General features: G+C 75.4%; 14 protein-coding genes. 5 read left to right on the top strand and 9 right to left on the bottom strand.

Annotation, left to right across the window (positions count from 1 at the left end):
• Positions 1-83: 83 nt before the first annotated feature.
• Positions 84-704, top strand: coding sequence for a hypothetical protein (locus ACFSHS_RS20555; RefSeq protein ID WP_376880232.1), 621 nt, complete (start codon positions 84-86; stop codon positions 702-704).
• Positions 705-725: 21 nt separating this feature from the next.
• Here ACFSHS_RS20555 and ACFSHS_RS20550 read toward each other — a convergent pair whose 3' ends face one another.
• The 3 genes from ACFSHS_RS20550 to ACFSHS_RS20540 all read right to left on the bottom strand — a co-directional run bounded on the left by ACFSHS_RS20550 (position 726) and on the right by ACFSHS_RS20540 (position 3,272).
• Positions 726-926: a hypothetical protein gene (locus ACFSHS_RS20550; RefSeq protein WP_376880230.1), complete on the bottom strand. Its 201-nt coding sequence runs from the start codon at positions 924-926 to the stop codon at positions 726-728.
• 103 nt (positions 927-1,029) lie between these two features.
• Complete coding sequence (locus ACFSHS_RS20545) at positions 1,030-2,106, bottom strand: acyl-CoA dehydrogenase family protein (RefSeq protein WP_376880227.1); 1,077 nt, start codon at positions 2,104-2,106, stop codon at positions 1,030-1,032.
• On the bottom strand, positions 2,103-3,272 hold the full coding sequence (locus ACFSHS_RS20540; protein WP_376880224.1) for an acyl-CoA dehydrogenase family protein: 1,170 nt from the start codon (positions 3,270-3,272) through the stop codon (positions 2,103-2,105). The genes ACFSHS_RS20545 and ACFSHS_RS20540 overlap by 4 nt, the downstream gene beginning before the upstream one ends.
• 92 nt (positions 3,273-3,364) lie before the next feature.
• On the opposite strand from ACFSHS_RS20540, the gene ACFSHS_RS20535 reads away from it, so the two are divergent.
• Positions 3,365-3,871, top strand: coding sequence for a DinB family protein (locus ACFSHS_RS20535; RefSeq protein ID WP_376880221.1), 507 nt, complete (start codon positions 3,365-3,367; stop codon positions 3,869-3,871).
• 3 nt (positions 3,872-3,874) lie between these two features.
• On the opposite strand, the gene ACFSHS_RS20530 is transcribed toward ACFSHS_RS20535, so the two are convergent.
• The 3 genes from ACFSHS_RS20530 to ACFSHS_RS20520 form a co-directional block, all read right to left on the bottom strand.
• Positions 3,875-4,207 carry a hypothetical protein gene (locus tag ACFSHS_RS20530; RefSeq protein ID WP_376880219.1) on the bottom strand — a complete coding sequence of 111 codons (333 nt, stop codon included), beginning with the start codon at positions 4,205-4,207 and terminating at the stop codon, positions 3,875-3,877.
• A gap of 68 nt (positions 4,208-4,275) precedes the next feature.
• The gene (locus ACFSHS_RS20525; RefSeq protein ID WP_376880216.1) at positions 4,276-6,546 is read right to left on the bottom strand and encodes a SpoIIE family protein phosphatase; all 2,271 of its coding nucleotides are present in this window, start codon (positions 6,544-6,546) and stop codon (positions 4,276-4,278) included.
• Positions 6,543-7,343, bottom strand: a complete 801-nt coding sequence (locus ACFSHS_RS20520; RefSeq protein ID WP_376880214.1) for an alpha/beta fold hydrolase — start codon at positions 7,341-7,343, stop codon at positions 6,543-6,545. Before ACFSHS_RS20520 ends, ACFSHS_RS20525 begins: the two co-directional genes overlap by 4 nt.
• Before the next feature lie 226 nt (positions 7,344-7,569).
• On the opposite strand from ACFSHS_RS20520, the gene ACFSHS_RS20515 reads away from it, so the two are divergent.
• Both ACFSHS_RS20515 and ACFSHS_RS20510 read left to right on the top strand, forming a co-directional pair.
• Positions 7,570-8,319: a hemerythrin domain-containing protein gene (locus ACFSHS_RS20515; RefSeq protein ID WP_376880212.1), complete on the top strand. Its 750-nt coding sequence runs from the start codon at positions 7,570-7,572 to the stop codon at positions 8,317-8,319.
• 425 nt (positions 8,320-8,744) lie between these two features.
• Positions 8,745-11,069, top strand: a complete 2,325-nt coding sequence (locus ACFSHS_RS20510) for a HelD family protein (protein WP_376880209.1) — start codon at positions 8,745-8,747, stop codon at positions 11,067-11,069.
• Here ACFSHS_RS20510 and ACFSHS_RS20505 read toward each other — a convergent pair.
• The 3 genes from ACFSHS_RS20505 to ACFSHS_RS20495 form a co-directional block, all read right to left on the bottom strand.
• Positions 11,066-12,298: a cytochrome P450 gene (locus tag ACFSHS_RS20505; RefSeq protein ID WP_376880206.1), complete on the bottom strand. Its 1,233-nt coding sequence runs from the start codon at positions 12,296-12,298 to the stop codon at positions 11,066-11,068. The genes ACFSHS_RS20510 and ACFSHS_RS20505 overlap by 4 nt on opposite strands.
• 42 nt (positions 12,299-12,340) lie before the next feature.
• Positions 12,341-13,960, bottom strand: coding sequence for an SIR2 family NAD-dependent protein deacylase (locus tag ACFSHS_RS20500; RefSeq protein WP_376880204.1), 1,620 nt, complete (start codon positions 13,958-13,960; stop codon positions 12,341-12,343).
• Between the two features lie 71 nt (positions 13,961-14,031).
• Positions 14,032-14,691, bottom strand: coding sequence for a hypothetical protein (locus ACFSHS_RS20495; protein ID WP_376880201.1), 660 nt, complete (start codon positions 14,689-14,691; stop codon positions 14,032-14,034).
• A 193-nt stretch (positions 14,692-14,884) separates the two neighbouring features.
• Between ACFSHS_RS20495 and ACFSHS_RS20490 the strand changes: the two genes are divergently transcribed.
• Positions 14,885-15,733 carry a DUF1206 domain-containing protein gene (locus ACFSHS_RS20490; RefSeq protein ID WP_376880199.1) on the top strand — a complete coding sequence of 283 codons (849 nt, stop codon included), beginning with the start codon at positions 14,885-14,887 and terminating at the stop codon, positions 15,731-15,733.
• Positions 15,734-15,808 lie beyond the last annotated feature (75 nt).

Genomic DNA, 15,808 nt, shown 5'->3' with positions numbered 1-15,808 from the left:
TGACCGTCGCGATCGGCGGCGAGGACCCTCGGGCGTGCGGCGATGCCGCAGGGGCGTCGCCGGCACCGGAGAGGAGTGGTGGCATGTACGCCCGATCGACCACCGTCCGAGGCGACCCGCGAAGGGTCGACGACGGCATCGCCTACGTGCGCGACGAGGTCATGCCGGCCCTGCAGGGGATGAGCGGCTGCGTCGGTCTGTCGATGCTCTGCGACCGCGATTCCGGCCGCTGCATCGTGACCAGCGCCTGGGCCGACGACACCGCGATGCGGGCCACGGAGGAGACGGTCCGCGCGATGCGCGAGCGCGTCGCCGAGATGTTCGACGGCGACATCGAGGTCAACCAGTGGGAGATCTCGGTCCTGCACCGCATGCGGGAGGCCCCCGACGGCGCGTGTACCCGCGTGACCTGGACCCGGAGCGATCCGGCGCAGATGGACCGGGTGATCGACACCTTCCGGTTGGCCCTGCTGCCGCGGCTGGAGGACATCCCCGGCTTCTGCAGCGTCAGCGTCATGATCAACCGGGTGAACGGCATGTGCGCGGTGGCCGCGACCTACGAGAGCCGGGAGGCCATGCGGGCATCGCGGGAGACGGTCGCCGCGATGCGGGACGAGTTCACCCAGCAGCTCGGCCTGGAGGTCACCGACATGGCCGAGTTCGAACTCGTGCTCGCCCACCTGCGGGTGCCCGAGACCGTCTGAGGAGCCGGCCGGTACCCACGGTCACCCGGCCGTGGGTGCCGGCTCGCGGTCCCGGGCGGCGGGCACCCGCCGGCTGGGCCCGACCGGCGCGCGGTCGGCCAGGTGCAGCGCCGCCGCCGAGGCGAGCACCTCGCGGTCGAGCCACTCCAGCAGGAACCTCGACCCGTACACCTCCACGACGTTCGCCTCGGACGGGTGCGGCACTTCCGGGGTCGCGGTCATGGCTCCATGCCACCAGGCGCCGATGTCCGGGACGTGGCCGCCGTGGGTCGCCTCGGTGACGCCTGGCTGCGGCTGTCACACCACGCGGGTCACACCGCGCGGGTCACACCACCCGGGTCAGCGCCGGCCAGAGCCCGTCGGGACCCTCGGCCAGCAGCCCGGCGCCCAGCACCCTCCCCCACGCCAGGTCGCTGCCCGCCTCGTCGCGCCACGACCACAGCCGCCGGGTCAGGTGGTGCAGCTTGTGCTCCTGGGTGAACCCGATCGCGCCGTGCACCTGGTGCGCCAGCCGGGCCACCACCTCGACGGCCGCCCCCGCCCGCACCTTCGCCGCCGCCGCGGCCAGGTGGAAGCCCGGGTCATCGTGTGCCAGCGACTGCACCGCGGCGTCGGTCAGCGCCGTCACCGCGGTCACCTGCCCGGCCATCTCCGCGAGCTCCATCTGGATCGCCTGGAACCGGCCCAGCGGCCGGCCGAACTGGTGCCGCTCCCCCGCGTACTGCACGGTCCACGCCAGCACCTGCTCCAACGCCGCTGCCAGCTGCACCGCCCGCGCGAGGGCGAAGCGCGCCCGCACCCCGCCCGCCTGCGCCTCGGTCAGCAGGGCACCCGACGCCGGCGCCTCGTCGAGCACCAGCGAGCCGCGGGGCTCACCGGCCAGGTTGGAGGCGTCGGTGGCCGGCAGCCCGGAGGCGTCGACCAGCGCCAGGACGGCGCCGCCGATCCCGGCCGGCGCGGGCGCGAGGACGGCGACGTGCTGCGCCACCCCGGACCACGCGATGTCGGTGACGGTGCCGTTGAGCGTGAACCGCCCCGGCCCGTCGCCGTCGTCGACCGGGTGCACGGTCACCGCGTCGGCCACCGCGAACGTGGTCGGCCGCTCCGGCGACGGGAGCTCCAGGTCGGCCGCGAGAAGCGCCGGACCGGCGACCAGCAGCTGCTCGGCGACCGGCACGGCGCCGGCCCCCTTGGCCACGGTGGCCACGATGGCCACGGCGTCGGCGAGCTCGCCGCCCGAGCCGCCGGCCTCCTCGGGTAGCCCCACGCCGGTCAGGCCGGCGTCGGCCAGGGCGCCCCAGAGCCCGGCGTCCCACCGGCGGTCAGGAGTGAGCACGAACGGCGGGAAACCGCTCAGGATGTCGCGGACGGTCTCGACCACCAGGTCCTGGTCCGTGGTCACCGCAGGCCCAGCCCACGCGCCACGATCCCCTTGAGGATCTCGTTGGTCCCGCCGCGCAGCGTGTAGCCGGGCGCGTGCAGCTGCGCCTCGGCCAGCGCCCGGCCCAGCGGATCGGGTGAGTCCAGCGACGGCGTCACGTCGACCACCCGGCGGATCTCCTCGATCACGTCCCCCTCGAACGTCGTCCCCACGTCCTTGACCAGGGCGGCCGGGATGTCGGGCAGCTCGCCGCGGTCCAGCGCGGCGGCGATCCGCAGCGACATCTGCCGCAGCGCGAGCAGCCGGGCCGACAACCGCCCGAGCGTCGCCAGCGCGGCCGGGTCCGGCGAGCCGGCGACGCGACGCGCGAACTCGGCGACGAGCGGATACGTCGACAGGAACCGTTCCGGCCCCGACCGCTCGAAGGCCAGCTCGGCGGTCACCTGGTGCCAGCCGTTGCCCTCCTCGCCGAGCAGCATGTCGCCGGGGACGACGACGTCCTCGAACACGACCTCGTTGAAGTGGTGGCCGCCGTCGAGGATCCGGATGGGGTTCACCGTGATGCCCGGCAGCGACAGGTCGACCAGCAGCTGCGACAGCCCCTGGTGCCGCCCGCGCGGGCCCTCACCGGGCGGCGAGGTGCGCACCAGCACGATCCCGTAGTGCGACGCGTGCGCGTTCGACGTCCAGACCTTGGCGCCGTTGACCACCCAGTCGCCGTCGCCGTTGCGGCTGGCCTTCGTGCGGATCGAGGCCAGGTCGGAGCCGGAGTCCGGCTCGCTCATCCCGATGACGAAGTAGCACTCCCCCGCGGCGATGCGCGGCAGGATCGTCCGCCGCTGCTCCTCGGTGCCGTAGCGCAGCAGGTTCGGGCCCGACTGCCGGTCGGCGATCCAGTGCGCCGCGACCGGGGCACCGGCGGCGAGCAGCTCCTCGGTGACGGCGTAGCGCTCCATCGCCGAGCGCTCGTGGCCGCCGTACTTCCTGGGCCACGTCATGCCGAGCCAGCCGCGCTGCCCCAGCTTCCTCGAGAAGGCCGGGTCGACGCCGGACAGCCAGGTGTCCACGTGGGTCCGGAAGGTGCCGGCGGCCAGCTCGGCGGCGAGGAACTCGCGCACCTCCGCCCGCACCTGCTCGGCCGCCTCGGACCGCGGCGCGGGCGCCAGCGTCAACGAGGTGTTGCTCATGCGACTCCCCACGTCGGTGTGGCTGCTGCCGGAGTCGGTTCTACCCGTCGCCCGTCCCGCCCCGTGCAGTGGGCCCCGACATACTGCGGCCCATGGACGCCTGCGCCGCCTGCGGCTACGACTACGCGGCCCTCCCCCGCCCTGCCCTGGCGCCGTCGCTCGCACTCGGCGCCGCGCAGCACGCCGCCCGGTTGACCGCCGCCGACGCCGCGCTCCGCCACCGGCCGGCCCCCGGGGTGTGGTCGCCCCTGGAGTACGCCTGCCACGTCCGAGACGTGCTCCGCGTCCAGCGCGACCGGGTCCTGCGTACCCAGGCCGAGGAGCAGCCGCAGTTCGTGCCGATGGACCGCGACCGTCGCGCGGTCGACGAGGACTACAACGGCCAGGACCCGGCCCGGGTCGCCGGCGAGCTGCGCTCGGCCGGAGCCGCGATCGCTGCGCTGCTCGACGGCCTCGACGGCTCCGGGTGGGCGCGCACCGGCGTCTACAACTACCCCACCGCCGCCGTCCGGGACGTCGACTGGATCGCCCGGCACACCCTGCACGAGGTGATCCACCACCTCATGGACGTCGACCGCGGGCTGGGCGCGGCCGGCTGAGCGTCAGCGCTCCGGATCGTCGTCCTGGGCCGGGCCGCGGGTGAGCTGGCGGAACTCGCTGACCACGTCGGTCGCGACGGTCCCGAGCGAGTTCAGCGCCCCGGTGACCAGCCGGCGCACCCCGGTGATGTCCAGCCCGAGGCCGGCGCCGAGACCCGCCGCGACGTCCCTCCCGCGCAGCTCCCCGGCCGGGCCGTCCCGCTCGGCGAGCTCCGGTGACCAGCGCATCGCGTCACCGGACATGGACCAGTCACCGGTGGCGCCGTCGATCGCCTGCGCGACCGGATTGGGAACCGCCCGGTCGACCTGCGCGCCGGGATCCGCTCCTGAGTGCATGGCCGCCCCCTGGTGGAGTGCTCCACACCATGGTGACCCCGACCCCGGCACGGGGGAAGGGCCGCGGGTCAGCTCCGGCGGGTCAGCGCCAGCAGCGCGATGTCGTCGGCACGGTGTGCTCCGGTGAGGTCGGCCAGCAACCGGTCGCACAGCTCGTCCGGGTCCGAGGTGCCCGCGTCGACGGCCGCCGCCAGCAGGTGCGCCAGGCCCTCGTCGATGTCGGCCGACCGGCTCTCCACCAGCCCGTCGGTGAACAGCACCAGCGTGGCGCCCACCGGCAGCACCCCCGCCCACTCGAGGGCCGGGGCGGGCGCCGGCGGCGCCCCCAGCATCCGGCTCGGGGCCACCGGCAGGAACTCCGCCTGCCCGGCGGTGATCAGCATCGGCGGCAGGTGGCCGGCCGAGGCGATCCGCAGCTGACCGGTGGTCGGGTCGAGCGTCGCGAAGAGCGCGGTCGCCATGCGCTGCAGGCCCAGCAGCGACCAGCTGGCCTGCAGCCGGTCGATGATCGCGCTGGGTGACGGCCGGTCGACCAGCAGCGCCCGGTAGACCGAGTTGAGCTGCCCCATGGTGGCCGCCGCCGTGATGTCGTGACCCACCACGTCACCGACGGCGAGGGCCACTTGGTCGCCGGGCAGCCGGACGACGTCGTAGAAGTCGCCGCCCACCGCCACGCCCTGCGTCGCCGCCAGGTAGCGGACGGCCGTCGCCAGCCCGGGCAGCTCCGGGGGCTGCGGAGGGAGCAGGTTCTCCTGCAGGGTGTGCGAGGTGGCGACGTCGACCTCGTACCGCTGGGCCTTGGCCACGACGAGGGCGACCTGCAGCCCCAGCTGCTCGGCGACCTCCACGTCGGCCGGCGTGAAGGCGCCGCGGGCCCGGTCGGCGCAGAGGGTGACCACCCCCAGCCGTCGCCCGTCGGCCACCAGCGGAACGGCCACGACGCTGGCGATGTCGAGGACCTGGGCCACCTCGACGTGCCGCTCGTCGGAGGCGATCGACGCGATGAGCTCAGGATCCATCGACCGCACCCACTGCGTGCGCCCCTCCCGCAGTGCCCGCACGCTCGGATGGCTGTCCCGGCGCGTGGTCAGCGGGCGGTCGCGCAGCTCGTCGGCCAGTGGCTGGGACCGCGGATCGCGGTGCCGGACCGCGGGCCGGGTGAGTCCCTGCTCGGTGACGAGGTCGATGACGCACAGATCGGCCAGCCGTTTCACGGCGAGCGCCGCCAGCCGGTCCACCGTCTCCGTCACGTCGGCCGCGCCGGCCAGCAGCCGGGCGGCGTCGAGGAGGAACGCCGCCCGCTCGGCCTGCCGGGCGGTCTGCTCGTGCAGGCGCGCCCGCTCCAGCGCCTGCCCGGCCTGCCGGCCCAGGGTCCACAGCAGGTCGGTCTCCCCCGGCGTGAGGGCACGGCGCTCGTCGGGATCCTCCAGCCTGATCAGGTCGCCGGACCTCGCCCCGAGGCCGAGCACCAGCACGCCGAGCCGCCGGCTGTCGGCCGACACGGGCACGATCACCAGGTCGGAGATCTCGCCCTCCGCCATCGCGGTGGCCAGACCCGGCTGCGCCGACCTCAACCGCGCGTCCAGCGGGATCGACCGGACCCCCTGGGCCAGCTCCAGCGCCAGCTGACCGCCGGCCGCGTCGCGCAGCTCCCCGAGCAACGTCGGCGGCAGCCCCTCCACGCGCAGCAGTCGCAGGGTGGGCAGGGCTCCCGGCTCGGTCCCGGACTGCTCGTCGATGAGCACGAGTGCCGCGCCGCGCGCCGACATCGCCGCCCGGCTGCGCTCGACGATCACCGTCGCGACGTCCTCCACCGTCGTGGCCGCGGCGAGGTCGGAGACCACCTTCTGCAGGGTCCGCGAGCGAGCCTCGGACTCCTCCGCCGCCCGCTGTGCGGCCAGCAGCTCGCGCTCGTACCGCCGTCGGGCCGTCGCCTCGAACAGTGTCGCGCGCACCAGGACCGGCGCCCCGGACTCGTCCCGCAGTTCCACGGCATTGAGCAGGCACGGCAGCAGGGAGCCGTCCACCCGGACGACGTCCAGCGCGATCTCCCGCACCGCGCCCTGCATGCGCAGCAGCGGGGCCAGGTGGGTCTCGTAGAAGACCCGCCCGCCGACGCTGAGCAGCTCCTGGAAGCGGGTGCCGATCAGCTGCTCGGCCGGGCGGCCGGTCCACGCGCAGAACGTCCGGTTGACCTTGACGATCCGGCCGTCGGGCAGCGTGGACAGGTAGCCCATCGGCGCGTTCTCGTAGAGGTCGGCCGGGTCCTCCTCGAGCAGGCGCCCCAGCTGCGCCCGTGGATCGTGGCCCTGGCTGCCGATGGGGTCCGTGGCGCTCACCCCGTCAGGAAGGCCCGGATCGCGGCCGTCGTCTCCTCCGGCGCGCTCAGGTGCGGCACGTGCCCGGTCGCCTTCAGCTGCGTGAAGGCGCTCCCGGGGATGCTGGCGTGCACGTACCGGCCCACCACCTCCGGCGCGATGACGTCGTCGCTGCACTGCAGCACCAGGGTCGGGACGGTGACGCCGGGCAGGTCGGCCCGGTTGTCGGAGAGGAAGGTGACACGGGCGAACTGCCGCATGATGTCGGGGTCGGTGCGGCAGAAGCTGTTGGTCAGCTCGTCCGCCAGCTCCGGATGCCCGGGGTTGCCCATGATCACCGGCGCCATCTGGGCCGACCACCCCAGGTGGTTGGCGTCGAGCGCGTCGAGCAGGCCCATGATGTCGGTGCGGCTGAACCCGCCGACGTAGTCGCCGTTGTCGATGTACCGCGGGCTGGGTCCGACCATGACCAGCGCGCCGAAGAGCTCGGGCGCCTGCTGCCAGGCCAGGACGCCGATCATCGCGCTGACCGAGTGCCCGACGAGGACGACGTCGCGCAGCTGCAGCTCGCGGCAGATCTCCACCAGGTCGCCGGCGTATCCCCGCAGGGACGAGTACTTCTCGAAGTCGTAGGCGCTGAGGTCGGAGTTCCCCGAGCCCACCAGGTCGAGCAGCACGACGCGGTGGTCGACCTCGAAGTCGGGTGCCACGAACCGCCACATCGCCTGGTCGCAGCCGAAGCCGTGGACGAACACGATCGGCCGCCCGTCGGGCACACCGCTGACCCGGACGCAGTTGCGTACCAGGACCGATCCCATCGTTCGACAGTAGCGATGGCGACGCCGGGTGTCGCCGTCGGCCGTCGCCGGAACGGTCACGCACCGGACGGACACGCCGCGGGACGACGCGCCGGTCCGGCGGCCGCGCGGACCACGGTCCATGACCGGAATGCTCTGTCGGACCTGCACCGGCGGTCCTAGCCTGCCCGCGACCGCTCCGGCAAGCGTCGCCGGACGCAGGCACGACCGCTGAACGAGGTGCTCGATGACCGCTACCGCGGTCCGACCGACCGGTGTGCTCCCGCCCCCCCGTGCCGCCGCCGACGACGCGTCCCCGCCGAGCCCGCGGCCCGGCCCGTCCGCGTCCCGGGCCGTCGCCTACCAGCGGGTCCTGCACCAGCTGGTGCGGCGCGAGCTGCGACTGCTGGCCGATCTGTCCGCCTGGGCGCCGGCCGACGATCAGGAGCGCATCGGCGCGCTCACCCGGCACGCCGAGCTGATCAGCCGGGTCCTGCTGCACCACCACACCGTCGAGCGGGAGTCGGTGTGGCCGGCGCTGCTGCGCGCCGTCCCCTCCGCCCGCCCGGTGGTGGAGGACTGGACCCGTCGCTGTGCGCGGATCGACCACATGCTGCGCGACGTCGCCACCGCCGCCCGGCAGTGGCAGGTCGCCGGCACCACCCCGGCCCGGACCGCGTTCGCGACCGCCTGCCGGGTCCTGGCCGACGCCGTGGAGGACCAGACCGCCGACGAGGAGCGTTCGCTGCTGCCCCTGGTCGCCGCGCACCTGGCCGCCGAGGACTGGGCCGCCATCGCTGCGTCGTCCCGCTGCCGGCTGTCCGGCCCCGAGCAACTGCTCGTGCTGGGCCTGGCGCTGGAGGACTCCTGCGCCGCCGACCGGGCCCGTCTGCTCGAGGGTCTGCCCTGGTCGGTCCGCACGGCCTGGCGGGTCTACGGCGCCCGGCGCTACCGGGCCGCCGTCGTCCGGCTGCGCGGCGCCCCGCCCGCAGCCTGAGCGTCGGACCGGACGGGTCAGTAGCGGGACGTCCCGCAGTCGCGGCAGCGCTTGCGCGCCGCCGGCGTGACGCCCTGGCAGTTCTCGCAGACCCAGGTGCTCCGCTCGGTCGTGGTCGTGGTCGTGGTCATCGTCGTCCTCCCCCTCGCCCGAGCTCCCCGGCCGGGCTCACCACGCACGCTAGGCAGCCGCTGTGTCGGCGAGGTGTCCCCCGGGTTGCACCTCGGGGACGGTGCGGCCGGGCCCGACGGCCGAGGTCACACGCTGAGCCGTCCGCGGTTCCTGCTCGGACGCCGCCCGGGCCGTACGGTGGAACGCCGCCCGGCTCCCCCGCACGGATCCCACGACCGCTGCTGCTCGGGGGGCCGACGACCTTCCGCTGACGAGTGCGCACCGCTGGGCGGTGCAGAGGAGAACGGACGCCCGTGACCACCGTTCGACCGGGGACCGGCCGGTCCGCCGGCCACGCCGCCGAGCTCGCCGCGGAGCAGACGTACGTGAGCGGGCTCTACGCGCGCCTCGACGAGCTCCGCGCGCGCACGGTGCACCGGCTCGAGGAGCAGCTGGCCACCGTGCCGCACAACCCGCAGGCCATCGGGGAGCGGGAGGCGCAGGTGGAGCTGCACACCCAGCGACTGGTCGCCCTCGACGCGGCCGAGAGCGGGCTGTGCTTCGGCCGGCTCGACCGCCACGACGCCGACGTGCCGCGCTACGTGGGCCGGATCGGCCTCTCCGCCGAGGACGGCGACGACGAGCCCCTGCTGGTCGACTGGCGGGCCCCCGCCGCCCAGCCGTTCTACACCGCGACGCCGCTGCACGACCTCGGGGTCCGGCGACGCCGGCACATCCGCACCCGCGGCCGCACGGTCGAGTCCATCGCCGACGAGACGCTGGACCTGTCCGATCCGGAGCTCGCCGAGCGCCCCGGGCCCGCCGGCGAGTCGGTGCTGCTCGCGGCGCTGAACGCCACCCGGACCGGGCGGATGACCGACATCGTCCGCACCATCCAGGCCGAGCAGGACCGGATCATCCGCGCCGACGCGCGCGGCGTCCTGGTGGTGCAGGGCGGGCCGGGCACCGGCAAGACCGCCGTCGCCCTGCACCGCGCGGCGTACCTGCTCTACACCCACCGCGAGCGGCTGGCCCGCAGCGGCCTGCTCGTCGTGGGCCCCTCCCCGACCTTCCTCCGCTACATCGCCGACGTGCTGCCCTCCCTCGGCGAGACCGGCGTGGTGCTCGCCGACCTCGGCGGGCTGCGGCCCGGGCTGCAGGCACGGGCACCCGAGCGGCCGGAAGTCGCCGAGGTCAAGGGCCGCCTGGCCATGGCCGACGTCGTCGCCGCCGCCGTCCGCATCCGGCAGGCCGTCCTGGACGCGCCGGTGGAGCTCGAGATCGACGGCACGCCCCTGCGGTTCACCAAGGCCGACGCCGTCCGCGTCCGGTCCCGCGCCCGCGCCTCTTCCCGGCTGCACAACGAGGCCAGGCCGGCGGCGGCCCGCGCCGTGGTCGAGCTCGTGACCCGCAGGTACGCGGACGAGCTGGGCGCGAACGTCGTCGGCGGCGCCAACCTGCTGGGCGAGGGCGACGTCGCGGCCCTGCGCCGCGAGGTCGCCGTCGAACCGGCCGTCGCCCGCCTGATCGACCGGTTGTGGCCCCGGCTCACCGCCGAAGGGGTCGTGGCCCGGCTCCTCTCCTCCCCGGACGAGCTCACCGCCGCCACGCCGGGGTGGAGCGAGACCGAGCGGGCGCTGCTGCACCGGCCCGCCTCCTCCCCGTGGACCGCGGCGGACGTCCCGCTGCTGGAGGAGGCCGACGAGCTGCTCGGTGCCGACGACTCCGCGCAGCGGGCCGCCGACCGGCGGGCGGCGCAACGGCGGCTGCGGCACGCGCAGGAGACCCTCGACCTGCTGCACGGCTCGCGCTCGGTGGACAACGAGACCGAGGAGGAGTCCGAGGAGCTGAGCGCGGGCGACCTGCTCGACGCCGAGGGCCTCGCCGAGCGCCAGGAGGAGACCGACACCCGGACGACGGCGGAGCGGGCCGCCGCCGACCGCAGCTGGACCTACGGGCACGTGATCGTCGACGAGGCCCAGGAGTTGTCCGCCATGGCGTGGCGCGTGCTCCTGCGCCGCTGCCCGACCCGGTCGATGACCCTGGTCGGCGACGTGGCGCAGACCGGGTCGGCGGCGGGGGCCGCGAGCTGGGAGCAGGTGCTCACCCCGCACCTCGGGTCGCACTGGCGGCTGGAGGAGCTGACCGTCAACTACCGCACCCCCGCCGAGATCATGGCGGTCGCCGACCGGGTGCTCGCGGCCGGCGGCTCCGGCGGTACGGCCGCGCAGGCGGTGCGCTCCACCGGCGTGGCCCCGTGGTCGTGGCGGGTGGCCGACGACGAGCTCGCGGACGCGGTCGCCGAGGCCGCCGCCGGGTTCGACAAGGAGGAGGGCACCCTCGCCGTCGTCGTCCCCCGGCGCCGGCTGCCCGAGGTGGCCGGGGCCGTCCGCGCCCGGTTGCCGGAGACCAGCACCGAGGGTGACCTGACCAGCGGGCCGGCGGTCCTGCCACCCGACGCCGTCAAGGGCCTGGAGTTCGACTCGGTGCTCGTCGTCGACCCGGCGGGCATCGTCGCCGACGGCGTGCGGGGGCTCAACGACCTCTACGTCGCCCTCACCCGCGCGACCCAGCGACTCGGCGTCGTCCACCCGGACGAGGTGCCCGCGATGCTGTCGGGACTGGAGGTCCGAGGCTAGGCGGCGCTGCCGCGCACCTGCAGGACGACGCCGCTCCTCGGCCTGGCCGGGATCCGCCGCAGCGAGATGGAGAGGTCCTGCTCGGGGACGTCGACCTGCAGGCAGGCCAGCCGGACGGCGAGGGCCGACAGCACGGCGACGGTGATCTGCTCGCCCGGGCAGCGGTGGTCGGCACGCGGGTCACCGGCCCCCTGCGGCACCAGCTCGAAGGCGCCGATCTCGCGACCCAGGAACCGCTCGGGCCGGAACGCGTACGGATCGCCCCACAGGTCGGCGTCGTGGTTCTGGCCGTACAGGTCGAGCAGCACCATGGCGTTCTCCGGGATCCGCTCGCCGTCCCACTCGACCGCCCGCGGCGCGCGACCACCGATGAAGGGCGCGAACGGGTAGAACCGCCGCACCTCGTGGGCGAACGCCTCCGCGAACGCCGCGTCGCCGTCCGCCAGCCGCTTGCGGTTCTCCGGCCAGCGGATGAGGGCGTGCGCCGAGAAGGCGACGAACCAGCTGATCGCGGTGGTCGGCCGGATGATGTTCAGCAGCTCCACCGCCGCCACGTGCGAGTCCAGCTGCTCGCCGTCGACCTCGCGGTGCTGCGCCACCACCTCGACCGCCGAGCCGGGCTCCACCGAAATCGTCCCGCTGCGGACGTCGCGCACCAGCCGGCCCAGCCAGGCCTCCCGCCGGCCGCGGGCACGGCGGGCGCGGACGTGCCGCGGCCCCCCGGTGGCGAAGCCGTCGACCATGGCCTGCAGGTCGCGGGCGAGCGCCGGCACCTCGCCGTCGGTGACCGGGACGCCGGCCCACCGCGCCACGGCACCGGCGATCACGTTCGCCGACTCCTCGAACAGCACGATCTGCGGCCGCCGCGCCCACTCCTCCACGGCGTCGTCCCACGCGGCGGTCATCCGCTGGACCAGCGACGCGATCCCGTCCTCGCGCATGAGCAGGGCGACGAACATCGCCTTGCGGACCCGGTGCTTCTCGCCGTCGAGCGTGTGCACGGCGCCCTTGCCGAACAGGGTGCCCCGCACCGGCTCCGGGATCGCGTGCGACCGCACGACGTGGTCCTCGTCGTAGAGGAAACGCGCGGCCTCGGGCCCCTCGATGCCGTACGCCGGCAGGCCGCCGAGCCGGGTGGGCACCGTGCGCCGGCCCAGCGCCCGCCGCTTGTCGGGCAGCCAGCCGTACCCCTTGGCGAACAACTGCAGGCTGTTCTCGAGTCGAGGCATGCGGCGTCGGTGCCCACGAAGATCACCGGGCAACCGCGCGGCTCAGCCGGGCCGCTGCTCCTGCATCCGGTCGTCGCGCTCCGCGGTCGGCGCGTCCGGCGGGGGATCGTCCCCGTCCGAGGCCGAGCCGCCGTGCCCGAGCCGGCGCAGCAGCGCGACCACCTCCTGGGCGGCCGTCGACCCCGAGTCCTCCCGCACCGCCCCGGCCACGCTCTGCAGTGCGTCGGCCAGCGCGCACTCCTCCTCGTCGAGCAGGCCGCGGTAGGCCGGGTCCAGGAGGTAACCCGTGGGCGGCGTCGAGAGGCAGCCGATCAGGTCGAGGAGCACCTCCAGCCGCCGGGCCGCCTCGGCGGGCGGGATCTCGGCCGGGCCCATCGCGACGGTCTCGACGTCCTGCTCCCACAGCCGCGCGCGGGCCAGGTCCTCCCGCAGGGCGAGGACGGTGCCGTTCCGGCGGCCGGTCGCCGATCCCTGCATCTGCAGCGCGCTGCGCACCTGGTGGGCGATGCGGATGAGGTCGTCGTCGAGCATCGACGTGCCGACGAAGAGCACGTGCCGGGTGAGCAGGAGCGAGTGCAGGACCCCGGCCAGCGCCGCCCGGGTGTCGCCGAACTGGAGGTACTCCTCCCGGGTCAGGACGACGCTCTCCGGATGCGCGGCGTCGCCGTGCAGCTTGAGCAGCCAGGGCGCGCCCGGGGCGGCCTCCTCGAACGGCAGCACCCGCACCTGGCGGCCGATGTCGGCGGCGGCCTGCTCCACCAGCGGGTCGTAGTTCGTGGTGACGAACTCCTGCACCGGCAGGTCGGCGATCAGCGCGTGCGCGAGCGCGTAGGAGCCGGGGCCGAACCGCTCCTTGACGAAGGTCTCCAGCCGTTCGCGGCCCAGCTCCCGGGCCAGCAGGGCCGCGGAGTCCTGCGGAGGCAGCCGGGACAGGCCCTCGCGGAGCTCGCCGGCCAGCCCCGACGCCTCGGCCAGCTCGTCGACGAGCTCCTCCCAGGTGGGCAGGCCGGCCGCCGCGCTCACCCCGGCGCCGAAGAAGACGGCCAGCTGGCCGCGGCGCGCCTTGTCCCCGAGCTGCTGGGCCAGTGCCCGCAGGTCGTCGGGCAGGTCCCACCCGCCGTCCTCCCCCCGCCGGACCCGCTGGGCCGCGGCCAGGTCGCTGGGCCCGCGCAGCACCAGGGCGACGTCGAAGCCGTGCTCCCCGGCCGCCTCGCGCAGCACCGGCAGCAGCTGCTGCAGGAGCGCGCCGCGCTGCCCGGCCGCGCCGCCCCAGCCGGTGCCGAGCGCCGGCAGGCCGACCAGCCGGCGGGCGCGGCCGTGCGCGGGGTGCGCCACCTCCCGCCGGGCGACGGCGGCCAGCGCCTGCCGCGCGCCGTCGAGCAGCCACGGGAGGCTGCTCTCCCCCTCGTGCCCGCGGTCGTCGACCGTGTCGACCAGCCACACCCGCCGGTCGCCGTCGCCGGGCACCTCCAGCACCCGCTCCGCGCCGGACCACTCCAGGCCGACGCAGGCCCCCCCGGCGTCGGTCTCGGTGACGACGTCGGGGGGCAGCAGCGAGCACCAGCTCGGCGCGACGCGCAGTGTCCGGTCGGTCGGGACCAGGACGTCGTCGCAGGACAGCCGCGTCAGGTCCGCGCCGACGACGAAGACGTGACCACTCACGCCGGGACCCTTACCCAGACTCCGGCCGGGAACCGGACGGATCGCGACGGAAGGGGGCCGGGCCGGTGCGGTCAGGCGCCGCACCCGCCCGCGCCGCAGGCGCAGCCGGCGCAACCGGCACGGACGGTCGGCGCGGGGCGGACCGCGACGGCGCGCACGCCCACGGCGCCGACGAGCACCGGCACGGCGAGGACGGCGAGCGCCAGGGCGCTGACCACGGTCGCGACATCGGCGGCCCGCTCCCAGCTCTGCCCCAGCACCGTGGCGACCAGGAGCCCGGTCATGAGCAGGGCCCAGAGGACCAGTCCCTGCCCACCCCGCCGAGCGGCGCCGCCGCGCCCGGTCAGCGCGACCCCGGCGGCGAGCAGGGCCACGGGTACGGCGATCAGCAGCACGGTGCCCGCCACGGCTTCGGACACGAGCGCGGCGACCAGGCCCGCCGCGCCCCAGCCGAGCGCCGCAGTGCCGAGCACGCGCGCCCGGCCGGCCAGCTCGGCGTCCGCCGTCCCCGACCGCACCCCGCGCAGCAGGGTCCCACCGCGGACGACGAGGAAGAGGCCCAGCGCCCCGAGCAGCAGCCGCGCGCCGGCGGCCTCCCAGAGGAGCGCGGCGACGGCCACGACGACCATGAGGACGCCCAGCCCGACCAACCGCGGCCACGTGCGCCGGGCGACCTCGGGAGCCATCGACTCGGTGCTGCCGGTCAGGATGCCGGTTCCGCCGTTCGCCACGGGCCCAGTGTCCCTCACCGCTCGGCCGGATCGGCGGGCACGGCCGGATCGGCGGGCACGGCCGGATCGACGGGCACGGCAGGATCGACGGGCACCCGGATCCGGGCGGTGGTATCCCGGCTTCGGAACGGGCGGCCACGCGCCGGCCGTGTCACGCTGAGCCGTTGGCGCACCGCCGTCGGAGGAGCCGGTCATGAGCGCACAGGGAGCGGCCGGTTCGGCGCTGCGGACCGCCCGCCAGGCGGGCGACAGCGACGGCCTCGAGCACCTCGCCCGCGTCGGGCTGGTGGCGTACGGCGTGGTGCACGTGCTCGTGGCGTGGCTCGCGCTGCAACTGGCCTGGGGCGGTGGCGGCGAGTCCGCCGACCAGTCCGGCGCGATGGAAACGCTGGCCGAGTCGCCCCTCGGCACACCCCTGCTGTGGGTGCTCGCGGTCGGGCTGATCGCGCTCGCCGCCTGGCAGGCCGCCGAGGTGCTGCGCTGGCGGAGAGGCTGGTCGGCCACCGGCAAGGCCCGCACGACGGCCGTCGAGAAGTCCGGCAAGGCCATCGTCAAGGCGGTCATCTACGTCGCACTGGCCGTGCTCGCCGTCCGCTTCGCCACCGGTGGCGGGCAGTCCAGCTCCCAGCAGCAGCAGCAGACCACGGCCGGCGTCTTCGCGTGGCCCGCCGGACGGTGGCTGGTCGGTGCCGCGGGGCTCGCCCTCATCGCGGTCGGCGCCTACCACGTCTACAAGGGCGTGACGAAGCGCTTCCTCAAGGAGATCGACACCACCGACTGCTCTCGGGCCGCCATCCGGCTCGTGACGCGACTGGGTCAGGTCGGGTTCCCCGGCAAGGGCATCGCCCTGGCGGTGGTGGGCGGGCTGCTGGCCTACGCCGCGATCACCTTCGACCCTTCGAAGGCGCGGGGCCTCGACGGCGCGCTCAGGACCCTCCTGGACCTGCCGTTCGGCCAGATCCTGCTCACCCTCGTCGCTGTCGGGATCGCCGCGTTCGGCGCGTTCTGCTTCGTCCGGGCCCGGTACCCCGAGCGCACCTGATCCCTCCGGGGGACCGTCGCTCCGCAACGGTCCCCCGGAACGCCCCCGGTCGCTCGCGGCGCGCCCGTCCCGCAC

This window comes from Blastococcus deserti (genome assembly GCF_042682525.1).
Classification (GTDB): Bacteria; Actinomycetota; Actinomycetes; order Mycobacteriales; family Geodermatophilaceae; genus Blastococcus_B; species Blastococcus_B deserti.
The sequence above is the reverse complement of the archived record's forward strand: the minus strand, read 5'-3'. Positions and strand labels throughout refer to the sequence as shown.

Bases quoted from the DNA above. Each gene is read 5' to 3' on its own strand.
- ACFSHS_RS20555 (WP_376880232.1), top strand. From the start codon at position 84: ATGTACGCCCGATCGACCACCGTCCGAGGCGACCCGCGAAGGGTCGAC.
- ACFSHS_RS20550 (WP_376880230.1), bottom strand. From the start codon at position 926: ATGACCGCGACCCCGGAAGTGCCGCACCCGTCCGAGGCGAACGTCGTG.
- ACFSHS_RS20540 (WP_376880224.1), bottom strand. From the start codon at position 3,272: ATGAGCAACACCTCGTTGACGCTGGCGCCCGCGCCGCGGTCCGAGGCG.
- ACFSHS_RS20535 (WP_376880221.1), top strand. From the start codon at position 3,365: ATGGACGCCTGCGCCGCCTGCGGCTACGACTACGCGGCCCTCCCCCGC.
- ACFSHS_RS20530 (WP_376880219.1), bottom strand. From the start codon at position 4,207: ATGCACTCAGGAGCGGATCCCGGCGCGCAGGTCGACCGGGCGGTTCCC.
- ACFSHS_RS20520 (WP_376880214.1), bottom strand. From the start codon at position 7,343: ATGGGATCGGTCCTGGTACGCAACTGCGTCCGGGTCAGCGGTGTGCCC.
- ACFSHS_RS20515 (WP_376880212.1), top strand. From the start codon at position 7,570: ATGACCGCTACCGCGGTCCGACCGACCGGTGTGCTCCCGCCCCCCCGT.
- ACFSHS_RS20505 (WP_376880206.1), bottom strand. From the start codon at position 12,298: ATGCCTCGACTCGAGAACAGCCTGCAGTTGTTCGCCAAGGGGTACGGC.
- ACFSHS_RS20490 (WP_376880199.1), top strand. From the start codon at position 14,885: ATGAGCGCACAGGGAGCGGCCGGTTCGGCGCTGCGGACCGCCCGCCAG.